This is a genomic window from Lysobacter enzymogenes, assembly GCF_900106525.1.
In the GTDB taxonomy this organism is placed as follows: Bacteria; Pseudomonadota; Gammaproteobacteria; order Xanthomonadales; family Xanthomonadaceae; genus Lysobacter; species Lysobacter enzymogenes.
This window is the reverse complement of record NZ_FNOG01000007.1, coordinates 1-19,476: the sequence shown is the minus strand read 5'-3', so window position 1 is coordinate 19,476 and position 19,476 is coordinate 1. Positions and strand designations below refer to the sequence as shown.

14 protein-coding genes are annotated in these 19,476 nt (G+C 68.9%); 10 read left to right on the top strand and 4 right to left on the bottom strand.

Annotated elements, in window-relative coordinates; genetic code table 11:
* Positions 1-477: 477 nt before the first annotated feature.
* On the bottom strand, positions 478-3,243 hold the full coding sequence (gene polA, locus BLU84_RS17475; RefSeq protein ID WP_074870375.1) for a DNA polymerase I: 2,766 nt from the start codon (positions 3,241-3,243) through the stop codon (positions 478-480).
* Between the two features lie 129 nt (positions 3,244-3,372).
* Here polA and BLU84_RS17470 point away from each other — a divergent pair, with 129 nt between their 5' ends.
* The 4 genes from BLU84_RS17470 (at position 3,373) to BLU84_RS17460 (ending at position 5,451) form a co-directional block, all read left to right on the top strand.
* Positions 3,373-3,693 carry a DUF2782 domain-containing protein gene (locus BLU84_RS17470; protein WP_074870372.1) on the top strand — a complete coding sequence of 107 codons (321 nt, stop codon included), beginning with the start codon at positions 3,373-3,375 and terminating at the stop codon, positions 3,691-3,693.
* Between the two features lie 103 nt (positions 3,694-3,796).
* Positions 3,797-4,225, top strand: a complete 429-nt coding sequence (locus tag BLU84_RS17465; RefSeq protein WP_074870369.1) for a GNAT family N-acetyltransferase — start codon at positions 3,797-3,799, stop codon at positions 4,223-4,225.
* A 175-nt stretch (positions 4,226-4,400) separates the two neighbouring features.
* Positions 4,401-4,535 (top strand): hypothetical protein, encoded by a 135-nt coding sequence (locus tag BLU84_RS27955; protein ID WP_267889192.1) that lies wholly within the window; start codon positions 4,401-4,403, stop codon positions 4,533-4,535.
* Between the two features lie 358 nt (positions 4,536-4,893).
* Positions 4,894-5,451, top strand: a complete 558-nt coding sequence (locus tag BLU84_RS17460) for a hypothetical protein (RefSeq protein WP_139175077.1) — start codon at positions 4,894-4,896, stop codon at positions 5,449-5,451.
* 91 nt (positions 5,452-5,542) lie between these two features.
* Here the strand turns inward: BLU84_RS17460 and BLU84_RS17455 are convergent, their stop codons facing one another.
* A complete protein-coding gene (locus BLU84_RS17455) occupies positions 5,543-6,790 on the bottom strand; it encodes a phytase (RefSeq protein WP_074870364.1) in 1,248 nt (415 codons plus the stop codon).
* Positions 6,791-6,964: 174 nt separating this feature from the next.
* Here BLU84_RS17455 and BLU84_RS17450 point away from each other — a divergent pair, with 174 nt between their 5' ends.
* Positions 6,965-9,316 (top strand): TonB-dependent receptor plug domain-containing protein, encoded by a 2,352-nt coding sequence (locus BLU84_RS17450; RefSeq protein ID WP_074870362.1) that lies wholly within the window; start codon positions 6,965-6,967, stop codon positions 9,314-9,316.
* 168 nt (positions 9,317-9,484) lie between these two features.
* On the opposite strand, the gene uvrD is transcribed toward BLU84_RS17450, so the two are convergent.
* Positions 9,485-11,662: a DNA helicase II gene (gene uvrD / locus BLU84_RS17445; RefSeq protein ID WP_074870360.1), complete on the bottom strand. Its 2,178-nt coding sequence runs from the start codon at positions 11,660-11,662 to the stop codon at positions 9,485-9,487.
* Positions 11,663-11,715: 53 nt separating this feature from the next.
* Here uvrD and BLU84_RS17440 point away from each other — a divergent pair, with 53 nt between their 5' ends.
* On the top strand, positions 11,716-12,747 hold the full coding sequence (locus tag BLU84_RS17440; protein ID WP_139175076.1) for a hypothetical protein: 1,032 nt from the start codon (positions 11,716-11,718) through the stop codon (positions 12,745-12,747).
* Positions 12,748-12,896: 149 nt separating this feature from the next.
* Here BLU84_RS17440 and BLU84_RS17435 read toward each other — a convergent pair whose 3' ends face one another.
* Positions 12,897-13,535, bottom strand: a complete 639-nt coding sequence (locus tag BLU84_RS17435; RefSeq protein WP_074870355.1) for a TIGR00645 family protein — start codon at positions 13,533-13,535, stop codon at positions 12,897-12,899.
* Positions 13,536-13,771: 236 nt separating this feature from the next.
* Between BLU84_RS17435 and BLU84_RS17430 the strand changes: the two genes are divergently transcribed.
* From BLU84_RS17430 to BLU84_RS17415, 4 genes are all read left to right on the top strand, one after another.
* The gene (locus BLU84_RS17430) at positions 13,772-14,485 is read left to right on the top strand and encodes a glutathione binding-like protein (protein ID WP_074870353.1); all 714 of its coding nucleotides are present in this window, start codon (positions 13,772-13,774) and stop codon (positions 14,483-14,485) included.
* A gap of 143 nt (positions 14,486-14,628) precedes the next feature.
* Entirely contained in the window at positions 14,629-16,845 is a 2,217-nt protein-coding gene (locus tag BLU84_RS17425) for a S9 family peptidase (protein WP_074870860.1), read from the top strand.
* Between the two features lie 70 nt (positions 16,846-16,915).
* Entirely contained in the window at positions 16,916-17,338 is a 423-nt protein-coding gene (locus tag BLU84_RS17420) for a cytochrome c oxidase assembly factor Coa1 family protein (protein WP_139175075.1), read from the top strand.
* 115 nt (positions 17,339-17,453) lie between these two features.
* Positions 17,454-19,250, top strand: coding sequence for a DUF885 domain-containing protein (locus tag BLU84_RS17415; protein ID WP_074870348.1), 1,797 nt, complete (start codon positions 17,454-17,456; stop codon positions 19,248-19,250).
* Positions 19,251-19,476 lie beyond the last annotated feature (226 nt).

Genomic DNA, 19,476 nt, shown 5'->3' with positions numbered 1-19,476 from the left:
CGCCGTCGCCGTCGCCGTCGCCGTCGCCGTCGCAGCCTATCCCGCCCCACCGCGCCGGATTGGAATTTCTAAATTTTTCCAAGCCTCGCGCAAAATCCATCGCATTTGCGTTGTGAGCGCTTTCGTTTAATCGCGTTGTTATCTGCGACTGCGATTATTCACAGCGCGGCGCGGCCAAAGCCGCTCGCCGGGCAAAACAAAAGCCGCTGCGCGAACGCAGCGGCTTTTGGCCGGAAAATAAAAAGCCCCGCGGGCAGGGGGGGCCGGCGGGGCTGGTGGAGCGAGACCTGGGGAGGGGTCGTTCGCTCCGGGGGATCACTCCAGGGGAGGGAGAGATCGGCGACAGACGTTGCATCTGTCGCGACCTATATGACCATCCGGCACATGGATAGTTCGTGAAGATCCGAGTTAATAAATTGTTGGATTCAGGACCGATTCATTAAACCAAGCCCAGCAAAATCAAGGGCTTCCAGATAATCAATGCGCTTCGTCCCAATTAATACCGATGCCGCTGTCGACGACCAGCGGCACGCGCAGGGTGGCGGCCGCCGACATCCGGCGTGAGGCCTGCTCCAGCAGCTCCGGCACGAAGCTCTCGTCGGCCTCGAACACCAGTTCGTCGTGCACCTGCAGGATCATCAGCGCGCGCTCGCGGTGGTCGGCCAGCCAGCCGTCGATGTCGATCATCGCGCGCTTGATGATGTCGGCCGCGGTGCCCTGCATCGGCGCGTTGATCGCCGCGCGCTCGGCGCCGGCGCGCAGGCCCTGGTTGGAGGCCTTGATGTTCTCCAGGTACAGGCGGCGGCCGAACACGGTCTCGACGTAGCCGTTCTCGCGCGCGTCCTGGCGGGTGCGCTCCATGAAGTCGCGCACGCCGGGGTAACGGCTGAAGTACAGCGCGATGTAGTCCTGCGCCTCGCCGCGGCCGATGCCGAGCTGGCGCGCCAGCCCGAACGCGCTCATGCCGTACATCAGGCCGAAGTTGATCGCCTTGGCGGCGCGGCGCTCGTTGCTGCTGACCTCTTCCAGCGATTTCTTGCCGAACACTTCCGCGGCGGTGGCGCGGTGCACATCGGCGCCGGATTCGAACGCGCGCACCAGGCCTTCGTCCTGCGACAGGTGGGCCATGATGCGCAGTTCGATCTGCGAGTAGTCGCAGGCCACCAGCTTGCGGCCCGCGGGCGCGACGAAGGCGCGGCGGATGCGGCGGCCGTCCTCGGTGCGGATCGGGATGTTCTGCAGGTTCGGGTCGCTCGACGCCAGCCGCCCGGTCGCCGCACCGGCCTGGTGATAGCTGGTGTGCACGCGGCCGGTATGCGGGTTGACCATCTCCGGCAGCTTGTCGGTGTAGGTGCTGCGCAGCTTGGCCAGGCCGCGGTACTCCAGAATGACCCGCGGCAGTTCGTGCTGGTCGGCGATCGCCTCCAGCGCCTCTTCGTTGGTGCTGGGCTGGCCGGTCGGGGTCTTCACCAGCACCGGCAGCTTGAGTTCGTCGAACAGCAGCGCCTGCAATTGCTTGGGCGAATCCAGGTTGAAGGTGCGCCCGGCCAGCTCGGTCGCCTTCATCTGCGCCTCGAGCATGCGCTTGCCCAGGTTCTGCGATTGCCGGCGCAATTCGTCGCCGTCGATCATCACGCCGTTGGCCTCGACCCGCGCCAGCACCGGCACCAGCGGCATTTCGATCTCGCGGTAGACCTTCTCCAGCGCCGGCTCGGCCGCCAGCCGCGCGCCGAGCACGCGGTGCAGGCGCAGGGTCACGTCGGCGTCTTCGGCGGCGTACTTGGTCGCATCGTCGATGGCGACCTGCGAGAACAGAATCTGCTTGGCGCCCTTGCCGGCCACGTCGCTGTATTTGATCGTGTCGTAGCCCAGATAGCGCTTGGCCAGCGAATCCATGTCGTGGCGGCTGGCGGTGGCGTTGTAGACGAAGCTCTCGAGCATGGTGTCGTCGGCGTAGCCGGCCACCTCGACGCCGTGGCGGCGCAGCACGTGCAGGTCGTACTTGCCGTGCTGGCCGAGCTTGCGCCGGGCCGGGTCGGCGAACACCGGGCGCAGCGCCGCCAGCACCGCCTCGCGGTCGAGCTGGGCCGGCGCGCCGGGATAATCGTGGCCGAGCGGGATATACACCGCGCGGCCGGTTTCGCTGGCGAAGCTCAGGCCGACCAGGTTGGCCTGCATCGGATCGAGCGAATCGGTTTCGCTGTCGAAGGCGAACTCCTCGACCGCCTGCAACGAGGCGACCAGCGCGTCGAGCTGCGCCTGTTCGGTCACCGCCTCGTACTCGCCTTTGACCGCCAGGGCCGCATCCGGCGTCTCGCCCGCCCCGCCGCTGCGGGCGTGGCCGGCGGCGGTGGCGCGCAGGCCGGCGCGGTCGCTGGCCAGGTCGTTGGCGGTGCTCGCGCCTTCCAGCTCGCGCAGCGCCTGCTTGAAGCCGTAGCGCGCGTACAGGCCGCGCAGCGCGTCGGCGTCGCGCTCGCGCAGGGCCAGTTGGTCCGGGCCGCGTTCGAGTTCGACGTCGGTCTTGATCGTCGCCAGCTGGCGGTTCAGCGGCAGCCGCGGCAACGCGGCGCGCAGGTTGTCGCCGATCTTGCCCTTGATCTGGCCGGCGTGTTCGATCACCCCGTCAAGGCTGTCGTACTCGCCGAGCCACTTGGCCGCGGTCTTGGGCCCGCACTTCTCCACGCCGGGGATGTTGTCGACGCTGTCGCCCATCAGCGACAGCAGGTCGATGATCTGGTCCGGACGCACCCCGAACTTGTCGATCACCGCCGCGTCCGAATCCATGCGGCTGCCGCTCATGGTGTTGACCAGGACCACGCCCGGGCGCACCAGCTGGGCGAAGTCCTTGTCGCCGGTGGAGATGGTGACGTCGATCCCGTCCTGGTTCGCGCGCAGGGCCAGGGTGCCGATCACGTCGTCGGCCTCGACCCCGTCGATGCGCAGAATCGGAATCCCCAACGCCTCGACGATCTCGCACATCGGCAGCACCTGCGCGCGCAGGTCGTCGGGCATCGGCGGGCGGTTGGCCTTGTAGTTCGGGTCGAGATCGTCGCGGAAGGTCTTGCCGGGCGCGTCGACCACGAAGGCCACATAGTCCGGCCGTTCGTTCAAGGTCGCGCGCAGCATGTTGACCACGCCGAACAGCGCGCCGGTGGGCTCGCCGGCGTCGTTGCTCAGCGGCGGCAGCGCATGGAAGGCGCGGTAGAGGTAGCTGGAACCATCGATGAGGACGAGTCGTTTCATGGCGGGGATTCTACGCCTTGGCGTCTCAACGGCGCGGACGCGGCGACGCGGCTGGGTCGGGGCGGCGCCGATGCGCACGCTTAACGGCCGCGCGGCGTATCCTGTGGCCCTGGACCACGGAGAACCGCCATGCGCGCCCCCCTCGCCCCTCATGCCGCCCTGGCCGTCGCCGCGCTGCTGGCGCTGGCCGGCTGCGCCTCCACCGGCGGCGCCGCCAAGGCCGCCGATCCCACCGCCGGGCTCAGCAACGCCGAAGTGCGCACGCACACGGTCGAGAACGGCGACACCATCGAGGAATACCGCGTCGCCGGCCAGCTGCGCGTGGTCAAGGTGGTGCCGGCGCGCGGCCCGATCTATTACCTGGTCGACGAGAACGGCGACGGCCGGCTGGATACCAGCAAGGGCGAAGGCACGGTGTCGCCGGTGTATTTCAAGTTGTTCAGTTGGTGAAGCGGTTGCAGCAGGAGATGGCGGATGGGAGATAGGAGATAGCGAAAGCAGCGCAAACCGCTCTTTGCTATCTCCTATCTCCTATCCGCTAACTTCCAGCCCCATGACGACCATCCGTACCCTCAGCGGCGACGCCGACCTGCGCGCCGTCTGGCCGCTGGTTTCGCAACTGCGCCCGGAATTCGACGAAGACCGCTTCGTCGCCCAGATGCACCGCCAGATCGCCCAGGGCTGCCGCGCCACGGTCGCCTTCGACGAGGACGGCGCGCCGCGCGCGTTCGCCTGCTGGCGGGTGATGGAGATGCTGGCGGTGGGCCTGCACGTGTACGTGGACGATTTGATCGTCGACCAGACCGTGCGCAGCCGCGGCTACGGTAAGGCGATGCTCGACTGGCTCAAGGCCGAGGCCAAGCGCTTGGGCTGCGCGCGATTGCAGTTGGATTCGGGCACGCAGCGGCAGGACGCGCATGCGTTCTATCTGCGCGAACGGCTGCGGATCGAGGCGTTTCACTTCGGGGTGCGGTTGGACTGAGCAGGAGCTCAACGGCGCATTGCGCTGAAGTCTCTGGATCCCCGCCTTCGCGGGGATGACGGCTTGGAGCGGCGCAGCGAAACCGACTTGCTGCGAAACCCACCTACCGTCATTTCCGCGAACGTGGGCTCTGCTTTACTTCGGCGGAGCCGAACATCCAGGGCTTCACCGAAGCATGACTCTGAAGTCTCTGGATCCCCGCCTGCGCGGGGATGACGGCATGGAGCGGCGCAGCGAAACCGGCTTGCTGAGAAACCCACCTACCGTCATTCCCGCGAACGCGGGAATCCAGGGCTTCATCGAGGCATGACTCCGAAGTCTCTGCACCCCCGCCTGCGCGGGGATGACGGCATGGAGCGGCGAAGCGAAACCGGCTTGCCGCGAAACCCACCCATCGTCATTCCCGCGAACGCGGGAATCCAGGGCTTCACCGAGGCATGACTTTGAAGTCTCTGGTTCCCCTTCCCCGCCTACGCGAGGATGACGGTTAAGAAGAGACGTCGCGAAAGCAGATCGCCGCGTCAGGCAACGAAGGGACTTCGCGCGCACGACCTTCGATCGCCCACCACTGCTTTGCCGACCCAGTCCGCCCGGCACGCGCGTTCTGGCGGCGGGCCTGCTAGGGTGGCCCGTGCCCACAGGGGGCGACTACTGCAGGGATGGAGTCGATGACACGCATGCCCGGTTTGCGCGCTGTCTGCGTTGGCGGTTTGGCTCTGGCGCTCGCCGCGCTGCTCGCCGCCTGCGGCGAACCGGCGGCCAATGTCGCCGAGCCCAAGGCCTACGACCGCCTCGGCGTGCAGGTGCAGATTCCCGGCAACTGGAAGCTCGCCGACGACCAGCGCCTGGGCGGCGTGCACTACCTCACCGTGGAAAGCCCGGGCACGGCGGTGTTCATCGCCATGGTCCAGTCCGACCGCAACCGCGAGCTGGAAGAATTCGCCCGCAGCTTCTCCGCCGAAGCCGACAAGCAGTTGCCCAACGCGTTGGAACACCAAGGCCGCTTCGATCTGTCGGCGTTCGACCAGGGCACCATCCGCGAGCACTACACCGTCAGCCTCGGCGGGGTGAAGGTGCCGCACCTGCGCGAGTACCACAAGATCACCGGCGCGCGCCGCACCGCGTTCCTGATCACCCAAAGCGCCGACGAAGATCAGGCCCAGGCCAAGCCGGGCTTCGACCTGATGCTGAAGTCGTTCAAGTTCAACGAAGCCGCGGGCGGCTGAAGGCTGGGAGATAGCGGATAGCAGTTAGGAGATAGCGAAGACGCACCGGAGCGTTTTCTACCTCCCAACGCCTGTCCGCTATCTCCTACGATCAGGCTTCGCAGCGGCTGCGCAGCCCCAACGCGCGCGCGACATCGCGCCAATCGAACGCGCCCACCGCCTGATCGTCGTGCACGGCGTAGAACACGCCGTCGGGGAAGCGCACCGAGCCGACCTGCTGCAGCCACACGCCGTCGGTGTTGCCGACGCTGCGGCCGGCGAACGCGCCCAGGTGCTGCAACGTGGCGCGGTCGAACACGTGGAACAGGCTGCGGTCCTTGTACTGGTCGGTGGCGATCCAATAGCCGCTGCCGTCGGCGCACTGCCACAGCGCGATGCCTTCGGCCTGGGCCTTGAACAGCTCGCGGCCGATGGTGCGGCCGCGGTAGCGCCCATCCAGGCCGTATTCGCGCAAGGCGGTGCCGGTGGCGAGGTCTTCCTCGGCGATCAGCAGGCGGTCGTGGGCGGGATCGCCCCACACCGACTCGGGCACGCGGATCGCGCCGTCGGCGCTGGTGTCGCCGAACGCGCCGAGGTTGCGCACTTGCGGCGCGCCGGCGCCGACGCGCAGTTCGTAGCGCTGCAGGCGCCGGCCCAGTCGCTCCAGCGGCGGCACGATCGCCTCGCCGGCGGCATCTTCGCCGGCCATGTAGGCGTCGGTGACGATGGCCTCGAGCGTGCCCGGCGCGCTCTGGCGCACCCACAGGCCGTAGGGCTGCTGCAGTTCGGCCTGGCCGAACGCGGCCAGCGGGCGCAGTTGCGGCGTACGCCGGTCGGCCACGCCGGGTTGCGCGCTGCGCGCCGGCGGCAGCGACAGCTGCAGCACCTGCACGCGGCGGTTGTCGCGTTCGACCACGAAGGCCAGATCGCCGAACACGGCGATGCCGTTGGGACGGCGGAACTGGCCCAGCGCGGATCCGCTGCGGCCGTAGCGGCCGACGCGCTCGCCGTTGTCGCCGTCGTAGATCGCCAGCGCGTCGCCCTGCTTGGCCGTGGCCAGCAGCCACAGGCGGCCGTTGGGCGCGCGCCAGATCGCCGGCGAGTCGATGTTGTCCTGCGGCGTGGCCGGGGTCAGGAACGCTTCGGCGACGGTCTCGTGGGCGATGCCGGCCTGGGCCAGCAGCGGATCGCCGGCCTGCGCCGGGCGTTGGTCGGGTTCGCGCTGCCCGGCATCGGCTGCGATGGCCGGCGCCGGTGCGCCCGCATCATTGCGCACGGCCTGCGGCGTGGCGCAACTGACCAAGGCGGCCACGGTCGCGGCCGCCGCGAGGCCGGCGGCGAGAACGGAAAATTTCGGCATGCGCGATACCCGGATTGCGTAGACGACGAAGGCCTTCCCCCGGAGTCGTTATAAAACCCGCGCGTGCCGCTTTGATGACAGGCGCGCCGTTCGTCGCTTGCGCCTGCCCGCGGTCATCGTGCTGCCATCGCCCGCACTTACAACGCTCGCCAACTTCCGCCCGGCGAGTTTTCGATGCGCAGCCTGCAGTCCACCCCGTTCCGCCGCCATCACGCGCTGTGCGCCGCACTGCTCGCCGCCTGCGGTTCGCCCGCGCTGGCTGCCGAAGCCGAACTCGAGAACGAGCGCCGCGCCACCGAGCTCGACCGCGTCACCGTGACCGGCGAAATCGCCTATCGCGACCGCAGCGACGCCACCGCGCCGACGCTGAGCTACGGCCTGGACTACTTCCAGCGCTTCGAACCGCTGACCGTCGGCGACATGCTCAAGCGCGTGCCCAGCGTCGGCTTCGTCTCCGACGTGCTCGAATACGACGGCGCGCGCCTGCGCGGCCTGGATCCGGGCTACACCCAGATCCTGATCAACGGCAAGAAGGTGCCCGGCGCCGGCGGCGATCGTTCATTCTATGTCGACCGCATTCCGGCCGAACTGGTCGAACGCATCGAGATCGTGCGCAGCCCCAGCGCCAACCGCTCCGGCGATGCGGTCGCCGGCGCGCTCAACATCGTCCTGCGCGATGCCTACGAATTCGACGGCGGCTACCTGCGCGCCGGCGCGATGCATTTCGACGACGGCAAGACCAAGCCTGTGCTCGGCGCGGTCGGCAGCGGCGAATTCGCCGGCGGGCGCCTGCTCGGCGGGGTCAACGTGCAGGGCCGGCACAATCCCAAGCGCAAGCGCAGCGACCGCTTCGAAGCGCCGGGCGGCGACTTCGTCGACCGCGAAGACCAGAGCGACGTGCGCGACGGCACCGACACCTCCGGCAACCTCTCCTACACCCGCGATATCGGCGCCGGCCGGCTGCGCCTGGACGGGTTCTACGTGCGCACCGACCGCACCGAGACCGAGCATTCGCGCGAGTACGACCACGCCTCCAGCCGCGCGCGCGAGCGCCTGCTGTCGGTCAACGACCAGAAAGTCGACATCGACCAGAAGAACCTCGTGCTGGGCGCGTCCTACGAGTTCGCGATGGCCGGCGGCCGCAGCGAGATCGACCTGGGCTACGCCCGCTTCGACGACGACCGCTTCGACACCGAACAGGAAACCGGCTACGACAACGAGGATTCGCCGCCGTCGTTCGATGGCCTCGAAGGCACCCGCATCCTCACCGATGCGCGCGACCGCGAGTTCAGCCTCAAGCTCGCGCACAAGCGCGAGTTCGGCGCGACCGGCTTCGAATTCGGCGTCGACGGCGTGGACAAGCGCCGCGATAGCTCGCTGCGCACCAGCGAAGTCGAGGCCAAGAAGGAAGGCCAGCCGCTGCCGCCGTACGCGCAGTTCGACCATCAGCGCAGCCGCATCCAGGAGCGCCGCGCCGATCCCTACGCGATGCTGTCGGGCAAGAACGGACGCGTGGATTGGGAAACCGGCCTGCGCTACGAAACCACCCGCGCCAAGATCGATCTGCGCAGCGAAGAGAACGCGCCGGCGCTGCGCCAGGACAAGGACTACAACCTGCTGCTGCCCTCGGCGCATCTGCGCTTCAACACGACCGAGCACGACCGCTTCAGCGCCTCGCTGGCGCGCACCGTGCGCCGGCCGGACTTCGACAAGCTGCTGCCGCTGACCCTGGAAGGCGAGTACGGCGACAACGATTTCGTCGGCAACCCGCTGCTGCGCCCGGAAACCGCGTGGGGCCTGGACCTGGGCTACGAGCGCCGGCTCGGCCGCCGCGGCGTGGTCGGGCTGAACCTGTTCTACCGCAAGGTGCGCGACCTGATCGAGATCGCCGGCACCGGCCGGCCGAGCGCGAAGTCTCTCGAAGACCACGAAGAAGCAGTCGAGGAATTCCTCGACGAGCACCCCGGCGCCGGCCCGGCCACGCCGGGCTATCCGGCGTTCGATCCGGACAGCTTCCTGTTCACCGCCGCCAACGTCGGCGACGGCGCGGCCTGGGGCGCCGAGTTCGACCTGTCCACGCCGCTGACCGCGCTAGGGCTGGAGCACACCGGCGTGTTCCTCAACTACTCGTGGCTGGACAGCGAAGTCGAGGACGAATTCGGCAAGCGCCGCTTCAACAACCAGCCGCGCTTCGTGCTCAACGTCGGTTTCATCCAGGACCTGCCCGAGTGGGGCGTGTCGTTCGGCGCGAGCTACCGGCGCCAGGGCGGCGCGTACTCACGCGTGCTCGGCGAGGAAGTCAGCACCGACTACGGCGCGGACCTGGAAGCGTTCGTGGAGAAGCGCTTCGGCTCGCAGATCGCGGTGCGGCTGACCGGGTCGAACCTGCTCGACGCCTCGAAGGACGAGGCGTTCCACAAGTTCGACACCTTCGGCGACCAGGTCGGTCGCGATTACGACGAGTACGAGCGCGAGACCGAGACGGCGGGGCCGGTGTATCAGTTGACGGTGCGGTACGCGTTCTGAGGCGGACCGGCGTGTGGGCGTTCGCGCGCGATCGGTTTCGCGGTAGTTGAAGGATGGCGGTCGCGGCTTGCGCCGCTCCTACAGGTAGCCCGGACCGATCCGAAGCCCCTGTAGGAGCGGCGCAAGCCGCGACCGCGAAACCACGGCTACCGCGTCAGCCACCCGCGCTCACGCCGGCTGCAGATTCGCATACGCCAGCACCAGCCACTTGCTGCCGACATCGTCGAAGTTGACCTGCACCCGCGCATGCGCGCCGTCGCCTTCGTAGTCGGTCACCGTGCCGACGCCGAAGGTGCCGTGGCGCACCTGCGCGCCGAGCTTGATCGGCGACTCGTCGATGCGCGCGTGGCCCATGTCGCGGCGCGGCGCGGCGCGGTACATCGGCCGCGACACCTGCACCTTCGGCCGCACTTCGTTGAGCAGCGGCGACGGGATCTCGCGCAGGAAGCGCGAGGGCACCCCGTACATGTCCATGCCGTGGATGCGGCGGGTCTCGGCGTAGCTCAGCACCAGCTTCTCGCGCGCGCGGGTGATGCCCACGTAGGCGAGGCGGCGCTCCTCTTCCAGACGCCCGGATTCCTCGGTCGAACGCCCGCTCGGGAACAATCCCTCTTCCAGCCCGCCGAGGAACACCAGCGGGAATTCCAGGCCCTTGGCGCTGTGCAGGGTCATCAGCTGCACGCCGTCCTCGTCGGCCTGGGCCTGGCCTTCGCCGGCTTCGAGCGCGGCGTAGCTCAGGAACGCGATCAGTTCGGGCATCTGCGCGGCCTCGTCCTCGTCGCTGCGGCTGAAGCGCGAAGCCACCGAGACCAGTTCGTCGAGGTTGTCGGTGCGCGAGTCGAGCTGGCCGCGCGACTCGTTGGCGTAGTGGTCGCGCAGGCCCGAGCGCTGCAGCACGTGGTCGATCTTTTCCTGCAGCGGCATTTCGGCCACGTCGGCCTGCATGGTGTCGATCATCAGCGCGAAGCCGGCCAGGGCGTTGCGCGCGCGCGCGGCCAGCACGGTCTCGCCGGCGACCCGGCGCGCGCCTTCCCACAGCGGCACCGCATCGGTGCGGGCGCGCTTGCGCACCTCGTCCAGCGTGCGCTCGCCGATGCCGCGGGTGGGCGTGTTGACCGCGCGTTCGAACGCGGCATCGTCGGCGCGGTTGGCGATCAGGCGCAGATAGGCCAGGGTGTCCTTGATTTCGGCGCGCTCGAAGAAGCGCTGGCCGCCGTAGACGCGGTAAGGCACCTGCTCGGACAGCAGCGCCTCTTCGAACGCGCGCGACTGGGCGTTGCTGCGGTAGAGCACGGCGACATCGCCGTAGCTGCCGCCGTCGCGCACCCACTGGCGCAGGCGCTCGACCACGAAGCGCGCCTCATCCATCTCGTTGTAGGCCGCATACAGGTCGATCGATTCGCCGTGGCCGGTGTCGGTCCACAGCTTCTTGCCCAGGCGGTCGGGGTTGTGGGCGATGACCGCGTTGGCGGCCTCGAGGATGTTGCCGCTGGAGCGGTAGTTCTGCTCCAGGCGGATGGTCTGGGCGTCGGGGAAATCGCGCAGGAAGCGCTGCACGTTCTCGACCTTGGCGCCGCGCCAGCCGTAGATGGCCTGATCGTCGTCGCCGACCACGAACACGTGGCCGCTGTCGCCGGCGAGCACGCGCACGAACGCGTACTGGATCGCGTTGGTGTCCTGGAACTCGTCGACCAAAATCTCGCGGAAGCGCGTCCGGTAATGCGCCAGCAGCGCGGCGTTATCGCGCAGTAGCTCATGCGCGCGCAGCAGCAGTTCGGCGAAGTCGACCAGGCCGGCGCGCTCGCAGCGCTCCTGGTAGGCCTCGTAGCAGCGCAGCATCACATCCTGCCAGTCGTCGCCGCCGGGCTGGATGTTGCGCGGGCGCCGGCCCTCGTCCTTCTGCGCGTTGATCCACCACGCGATCTGGCGCGGCGGGAAGCGGGTTTCGTCCAGTTCCAGCGCCTGCACCACGCGCTTGACCAGGCGCAGTTGGTCGTCGCTGTCGAGCACCTGGAAGCCTTCCGGCAGCTTGGCCTCCTGCCAGTGCAGGCGCAGCAGGCGGTGGGCCAGGCCGTGGAAAGTGCCGATCCACATGCCGCGGGCGCCGCGCGCGAGCTGCGCGTCGACGCGCGCGCGCATCTCGCCGGCGGCTTTGTTCGTAAAGGTCACCGCGAGGATGCCGTGGGTCGGCACGCCGAGCACTTCGTTGAGCCAGGCGATGCGGTGGGTCAGCACCCGGGTCTTGCCGCTGCCGGCGCCGGCGAGGACCAGATAATGCCCCGGCGGCGCCGAAACGGCTTCGCGCTGGGCCGGATTGAGAGCGTCGAGCAAATGCGATACGTCCATGCGGCTATTGTAGCGGTCCAGGCGCGGGAACCCGGCCGCGCGGCGAGGTGGCGATGACCCGGATGCATCCGCGTTGTGGGCCGATCCGGCAAGCCTGCGCCTGTCTGGCCGCGCTCGCGCTGGCCTGGGCGATACCGGTCGCCGCGCAAGCCCCCGCCGCCGCGGTGGCGGCGAGCGCGGCCAACGAACGGGTGCTGCGCGTCGGCGACGGCCGCCTGCGGGTGATCGTCGAAAACCCGCCCGACCCAGCCCGCGCCGATCAATTGCACGCCTGGCTGGCCGAGTGCGTGCGCGCCCAGCTCAGTGCGTTCGGGCGCTTCCCGCTGCGCGAGGCGACGGTGCGCGTGCGGCTGGTGCCGCGACGCGGCCGCGACCCGAGCCCGGTGCCGTGGGGCCAGACCGTGCGCGAGGACGGCGTGTCGGTGCTGCTGTTCGTGCGCGACGACGCCGGCAGCGAAGAACTGCGCGCCGACTGGACCGCGGTGCACGAGCTCTCGCACCTGTTCCATCCCTATCTCGGCGACGCCGGCCGCTGGCTGGCCGAAGGCCTGGCCAGCTATTACCAGAACGTGCTGCGCGCGCGCATCGGGCTGCTCGACGGCGAGGAAGCCTGGCGGCGGCTGGACGGCGGTTTCCGCCGCGGCCGCGACGCGGGCGCAGGCCCGCGCATGGACGAAATCGGCTGGCGCCGCGGCGCCACCATGCGCATCTACTGGGCCGGCGCGGCGTTCTGGCTGGACGCGGACCTGGCCCTGCGGCGCGAACGCGGCCGCAGCCTGGACCAAGTGCTGGCGGCGTATTCGCAATGCTGCCTGCGCGAAGACAGCCGGGCCACGCCGGAAGAATTCGTCGCCGCACTCGACCGCGCCGGCGGCGGCGGCACGATCGCGCGGGCATATGCGCGGCACGCGGCGATGACCGGATTTCCATCGCTGCAAGCCGATTACGCCGCGCTGGGGATCGACGCCGAGGGCGAACAGCTGACGTTTTCGCCGGATCCGGCCAAGGCGCGGCTGCGCGCGGCGATCATGGGGCCGCGCGCGGCGGTGGCGGTGCGGTCGTCGGCGGTGGATGGCGACGACTAGGCGAGGTTCGTCGCAGTTGTGTTGTCGCGGTCGCGGCTTGCGCCGCTCCTACAGTCGGATACGAAACCTGCCGCAGCCCCTGTAGGAGCTGCGCAAGCTGCGACCGCGCCGATCCAACTACGGCGCAACCCGCACGCAATCCGAACGAATCAGTGCCCGGGCTTCGCCGGCTTGTGCGCGCTCATCAGCTTGTCGGTCCAGGCGATGCCCACGGCCGAAACGATGAACAGGAAGTGGATCAGCGCCTGCCACATCACGCCCTGCTCGGTCAGCTCGCTGCACTTGGCGGTCGCGTTGGCCACGCCGTTGGCGGTGGCCGCGGCCGCGGCCTGCGCGGCGGCGAAGGCCTGCGGCGTGCCGCACAGCGGCAGGCCGAGGTTGCCCGCGCCGATGAAGGTCTTGAGCAGGTGGATCGAAGAGATGCCGATGATCGCCATCGCCAGCTTGACCTTGAGCACGCTGGCGTTGACGTGGCTCAGCCATTCCGGCTGGTCCGGATGGCCTTCCAGGCGCAGGCGCGAGACGAAGGTCTCGTAGCCGCCGACGATCACCATCACCAGCAGGTTGGAGATCATCACCACGTCGATCAGGCCGAGCACGATGAGCATGATGCTCTGCTCGGTCAGATTGGCCGCGTCGCTGACCAGGTGGATCAGTTCGCGCACGAACTGGAACACGTAGACGCCCTGAGCCACGATCAGGCCCAGATACAACGGCAGCTGCAGCCAGCGCGAGCTGAAGATCAGGGCCGGCAGGGGATTGAGTCGGTTGATCCTGGAGTCGGTCATGCGGGTCGGCAACGTTTTGGAAAGAAGAAGAAACCGCGCGCCGAGAGTCGGAATGAAACCGAACGTCCGCCGCAGTGCGGGGGCACAGAGTAGCCGGGCTGCGGCGTCATCGCCATCGCGACCGCCGTCGCATTCAGCCGCGATGCTCCGCGGCACGCGCCTTTCCACCGCCGCAACGGCCCCGCGCGCAGGGCCGCGCGTACACTGCCGGCTCTCTCAGCGGAGTCCGTCTCCCCATGATCGACCTGCACTATTGGCCCACGCCCAACGGCCACAAGATCACCTTGTTCCTGGAAGAAGCCGCGCAGGCCGGGCAGGCCCTGGCGTATGCGATCAAGCCGGTGAACATCGGCGCCGGCGACCAGTTCAAGCCCGAATTCCTGGCCATTTCGCCGAACAACCGGATGCCGGCGATCGTCGACCATGCGCCGGCGGACGGCGGCGACGCGCTGAGCGTGTTCGAATCCGGCGCGATCTTGCAGTATCTGGCGGAAAAAACCGGCCTGTTCGCCCCCGCCGACCTGCGCGGCCGGGCCGAGACGAACGAATGGCTGTTCTGGCAGGTCGGCGGCTTTGGGCCGATGCTGGGCCAGAACCACCATTTCAACCGCTACGCGCCGGAGAAGGTGCCCTACGCCATCGACCGCTACCAGCGCGAAACCGAACGACTGTACGGCGTGCTCGACAAGCGCCTGGCCGGGCGCGAATTCATCGCCGGCGACGCGCTGAGCATCGCCGATTTCGCCAGCCACCCGTGGGCGCGCGAGCACGACTGGCACCACGTCGACCTGGCCCGCTACCCCCAGGTGCAGCGCTGGTACGAGGCCCTGGCCGCACGCCCGGCCTTCCAGCGGGCCTACGAAATGGGCAAGGTATACCGGGCCGACAAGGCCATGACCGAGGAGATGCGCAAGCACCTGTTCGGTACGCCGGCCGCGCAGCCGCAGTAAGCGGCGCGCGGCCGCCGCAGTCGGCCGCAGCAACCCGCGTTCCACCCCAGCCGTTCCGCCGCCGGCCCGCGCCGGCGGCGCCCGTCACGGACCATCCGCCCGAAATGAACAACGCCCGCCGCCTCGTCGCCTGCCTGATCGCCATGTCGCTGACCGCCGCCACGCCCGCCCTCGCCGCTCCGCCCGCCGCCGCACCGGCCGACGGCCGCCTGACCCTGGAAGCGCTGACCGGCGATGCGCCGCTGTCGGGCCCGAGCCTGCTCAAGCCCAAGGTGGCGCCGGACGGCAGCCGGGTGAGCTTCCTGCGCGGCAAGCAGCGCGACCGCAACCGCCTGGACCTGTGGGCCTACGACATCGCCAGCGGCAAGACCGCGCTGCTGGTCGATTCCGACGACGTGCTGCCGGGCGCGGAAGTGCTCAGCGACGCGGAGAAGGCGCGGCGCGAGCGCCAGCGCATCGCCGCGCTGTCGGGCATCGTCGATTACCAATGGTCGCCCGACGGCAAGCGCCTGCTGTTCCCGCTCGGTGGCGAGCTGTACCTCTACGACCTGGGCAAGACCGGCAAGGCCGCGGTGCGCCAGCTCACCCACGGCGAAGGCTTCGCCACCGATCCCAAGCTGTCGCCGCTCGGCGGCTACGTCAGCTTCGTGCGCGACCGCAACCTGTGGGTGATCGATCTGGCCGACGGCAAGGCCGTGCAGCTGACCCAGGACGGCAGCGACACCATCGGCAACGGCGTCGCCGAGTTCGTCGCCGACGAGGAAATGGACCGCCACACCGGCTATTGGTGGGCGCCGGACGATTCGGCCATCGCCTTCGCCCGCATCGATGAATCGCCGGTGCCGGTGCAAAAGCGCTACGAGGTCTATCCCGACCGCACCGCCGTGGTCGAGCAGCGCTATCCGGCCGCGGGCGACCGCAACGTGCTGGTGCGGCTGCTGGTGGCGCCGGTGGGGCGCTCCGGCGCGACGCGCGAGATCGACCTGGGCAAGCAGCAAGACATCTACCTCGCCCGCGTCGACTGGCGCGGCGCCGATCGCCTGACGTTCCAGCGCCAGTCGCGCGATCAGCACAAGCTCGAACTGATCGAAGCCGACCTGGCCAGCGGCAAGCAGCGCACGCTGCAGACCGAGACCAGCAAGACCTGGGTGCCGCTGCACAACGACCTGCGCTTCCTCGCCGACGGCCGAATCCTGTGGAGCAGCGAGCGCAGCGGTTTCGAGCATCTCTACCTGCTGTCGGAAGACGGCGCCAAGGCCACCGCGCTGACCTCCGGCGACTGGCCGGTCGACGGCGTGCTCGCGGTCGACGAAGCCGCCGGCCAGGTCTATTTCGCCGCCGGCAAGGACAGCCCCACCGACGCGCAGATCTACCGCGTGGCGCTGGCCGGCGGTGCGATCGAGCGCCTGTCCAAGAGCGACGGCCTGCACAGCGCCAGCTTCGCCAACAACGCCAGCGTCTACGTCGACAGCTGGTCGAACCCGACCACGCCGCCGCAGCTGGAGCTGTACCGCAACGACGGCAGCCGCATCGCCGCGCTGATCGCCAACGATCTGGCCGATCCCAAGCATCCCTACGCGCCGTACCTGAAGGCGCAGCGGCCGCTGGAGTTCGGCACGCTCAAGGCCGCCGACGGCAAGACCGAGCTGCACTACAGCCTGATCAAGCCGGCCGGCTTCGACCCGGCCAAGCGCTATCCGGTGGTGGTCTACGTCTACGGCGGCCCGGCCGCGCAGTCGGTCAAGCGCAACTGGGCGCCGGACTTCAACCAGTACCTGGCCCAGCACGGCTATGTGGTGTTCTCGCTCGACAACCGCGGCACCCCGCGCCGCGGCGCGGCGTTCGGCGGCGCGCTGTACGGCAAGCAGGGCACGGTGGAAGTGGCCGACCAGCTCGAAGGGGTGAAGTGGCTGAAGTCGCAGCCGTGGGTCGAGGGCTCGAAGATCGGCGTGTACGGCTGGTCCAACGGCGGCTACATGACCTTGATGATGCTGGCCAAGGCCAGCGACCAGTACGCCTGCGGCGCCGCCGGCGCGCCGGTGACCGACTGGGGCCTGTACGACAGCCACTACACCGAGCGCTACATGGGCCTGCCCAAGGACAACCCCGACGGCTATCGCGAAGGCCGCGTGCTGCAGCACCTGGACGGGCTGACTTCGCGCCTGCTGCTGATCCACGGCATGGCCGACGACAACGTGCTGTTCACCAACTCCACCGTGCTGATGAGCGCGCTGCAGCAGCGCGGCCGCCCGTTCGAGCTGATGACCTATCCCGGCGCCAAGCACGGCCTGCGCGGGCGCGACAACCTGCACCGGCTGCGCCTGACCGAGGACTTCTTCGACCGCTGCCTCAAGCGCTGAGCGCGTGCGGCGCGGCCGCGCCGGCAAGACCGCCCGACTACATCGAACCGACGACAAGGACTTCGACGCGATGAACGCGCAATACCGCAAGCCCTGGGTGCAACGCCACTGGCTGTTGATGCTGGTGCTGAGTTTCGTGGTGATGATGGCGCTGTCGATGGCCATCGGCGTCGGCGTCATGTACGTGGTGATGTCTTCGGTCAAGAACACCGCGCCCTATCGCGAGGCGATGGAGCGGGTGCGCGGCGACGAGCGCATGACCCGCGCGCTGGGCGAGCCGATCGGCACGCGCTGGATTCCGCTGGGCATGGTCGAGCAGCGCGAGCAGGGCCGCGCCGCGTTCCTGGTGTTCCTGCAGGGGCCGCGCGGCACCGGCACGGTCGACGTGCAGGGCGTGTTCACCGACGGCCTGTGGCGTTACCAGCGCCTGCAGGGCGAGACCGACGGGCCGCCGCGCGATCGCGTCGACTTGCGCCGCGACGTCGACCATTGAGCCGCCGCATGACCTTCGGCGCTTGGCCGGCGCCGGCGCGGGGCCGATGCTGGCGGGCGCCGCGCGCTGCGCGCCGCCGTTCTTCCTTCGCGTTCTCACGACAAGGGTCGCCGCCATGAAACCGCTCGTCCTCGCAATCGCCCTGGCGCTGTGCGCCCCCGCCCTCGCCGCCGCCGCACCGGCCGCCGCGGCCAAGAGCGCGGCCAAGCCGGCGCCGGCCTGGGTCGCCCAAAGCAACGAATACACCAAGATCCTGATCAAGGCCCAGGCCGATTTCGCCCCGGAAGGCTTCTCGTTCTTCGGCATTCCCGGCTACGACGACAAGGTCACCGACCTGCGTCCCGGCGTGAACGAGCGCTACCGCGCAGCGCTGGCCAAGGCGCGCGCGCAGTTGCAGGAGAAGCTCGAACTCGAGCGCGACGCCAACGTGCGCCAGGACCTGGAGATCCTGCTCGGCGCGATCGACCAGAGCGTGCAGGGCAGCGAGCTCAACGAGAAGCTGATGCTGCCGTGGTTCGACGCGCCGCAGACGGTGTTCTCGGGCCTCAACGCGCTGCTGACCGACCAGATCGACCCGGCGCGCCGGGCCAAGGCGCTGGCGCGCCTGCAGGCGTACGTCGGCCAGGCGCCGGGCAGCCAGCCGCTGACCGCGCTGGCGCGCGCGCGTTACGAGGAGCGGCTGAGCAACACCGCGCTGCTGCCGCCGAGCAAGCTCGAGGTCGAGCAGGCGCTGGCCAACGTCGACACCTACGTCGCCGGCATCCGCAAGCTGTTCGTCAAGTACAAGATCGCCGGCGCCGAGCCCGCGCTCAAGGCGATGGAGACGCAGCTGCGCGACTACGGCAAGTGGACGCGCGAGCAGGTGCTGCCGAAGGCGCGCACCGATGCGCGCCTGCCCGAGGAGCTGTACGCGTTCGGGCTCAAGCAGTTCGGCATCGACGTCGAACCGCAGATGCTGATCCGCCGCGCCCAGGTCGAGTTCATGGAAACCCGCGCGGCGATGCGCCAGCTGGCGCCGCTGGTGGTGCAGGCCAAGGGCCTGAAGGTCGCCGATCCGCACGACTACGTGGCGGTGATCGAGGCGCTCAAGCGCGACACCATTCCCAACGATCAGCTCGAAGGCCGCTATCGCAAGATCATCGACGCGATCGATCCGATCATCCGCAAGGAAAAGATCGTCGACGTGCCGCAGCGGCCGATGGTGATGCGCCTGGGCAGCGAGGCCGAATCGGCGGCGCAGCCGGCGCCGCACTTCCTGCCGGCGCAGTTGGTCGGCAACACCGGTCAGCAGGGCCAGTTCGTGCTGCCGGTGGCGGTGCCCAGCCCCGATGGCAAGGCGCTGAAGTACGACGATTTCAACTACGAATCGGCGGCGTGGACGCTGTCGGCGCACGAGGGCCGGCCCGGCCACGAGCTGCAGTTCACCGCGATGGTCGAACGCGGCGTATCGCTGGCGCGCTCGCTGTTCGCGTTCAACTCGGTCAACGTCGAAGGCTGGGCGCTGTACGCCGAGGCCGAGATGGTGCCTTACGAGCCGCTGGACGGTCAGCTGATCGCGCTGCAGTTCCGCCTGTTGCGCGCGGCGCGCGCGATCCTCGACCCCATGCTCAACCTGGGCCTGACCGACCGCGCCAGCGCCGGCAAGGTGCTGCGCGAGCAGGTCGGTTTCTCCGAGGCGATGACCAAGCAGGAGCTGGACCGTTACATGTTCAACATGCCCGGGCAGGCCGGCAGCTACTTCTACGGTTATAGCCGGATCCTGGAATTGCGCATGGGCACCGAGCTGGCGCTGGGCGACAAGTTCGACCGCCAGGGTTTCAACAACTTCCTGCTCGACCAGGGGCTGCTGCCGCCGGCGTTGTTGGCCAAGGCGGTGCAGGAGGAGTATGTGCCCAAGCGCAAGGGGCAGTAAGCGTTCTTGCGAGATGAGTACGAAAAGGCCGCGGCGAAAGCCGCGGCTTTTTTCGTTTGGGCGGGACAAACGAGTTTGCTGTTGCCGTTGTTGCTATTGCTATTGCTCTTCGCTCCCCCCGCCGCCCCGAACTCGCCACAGGCAATCAGAGACCCGAAGGGCGGCGCACAGGATGTGCGCCGTGCGCCACCCAGGCCATGGATGGCCTGTGTGGCGCATCCCCGCG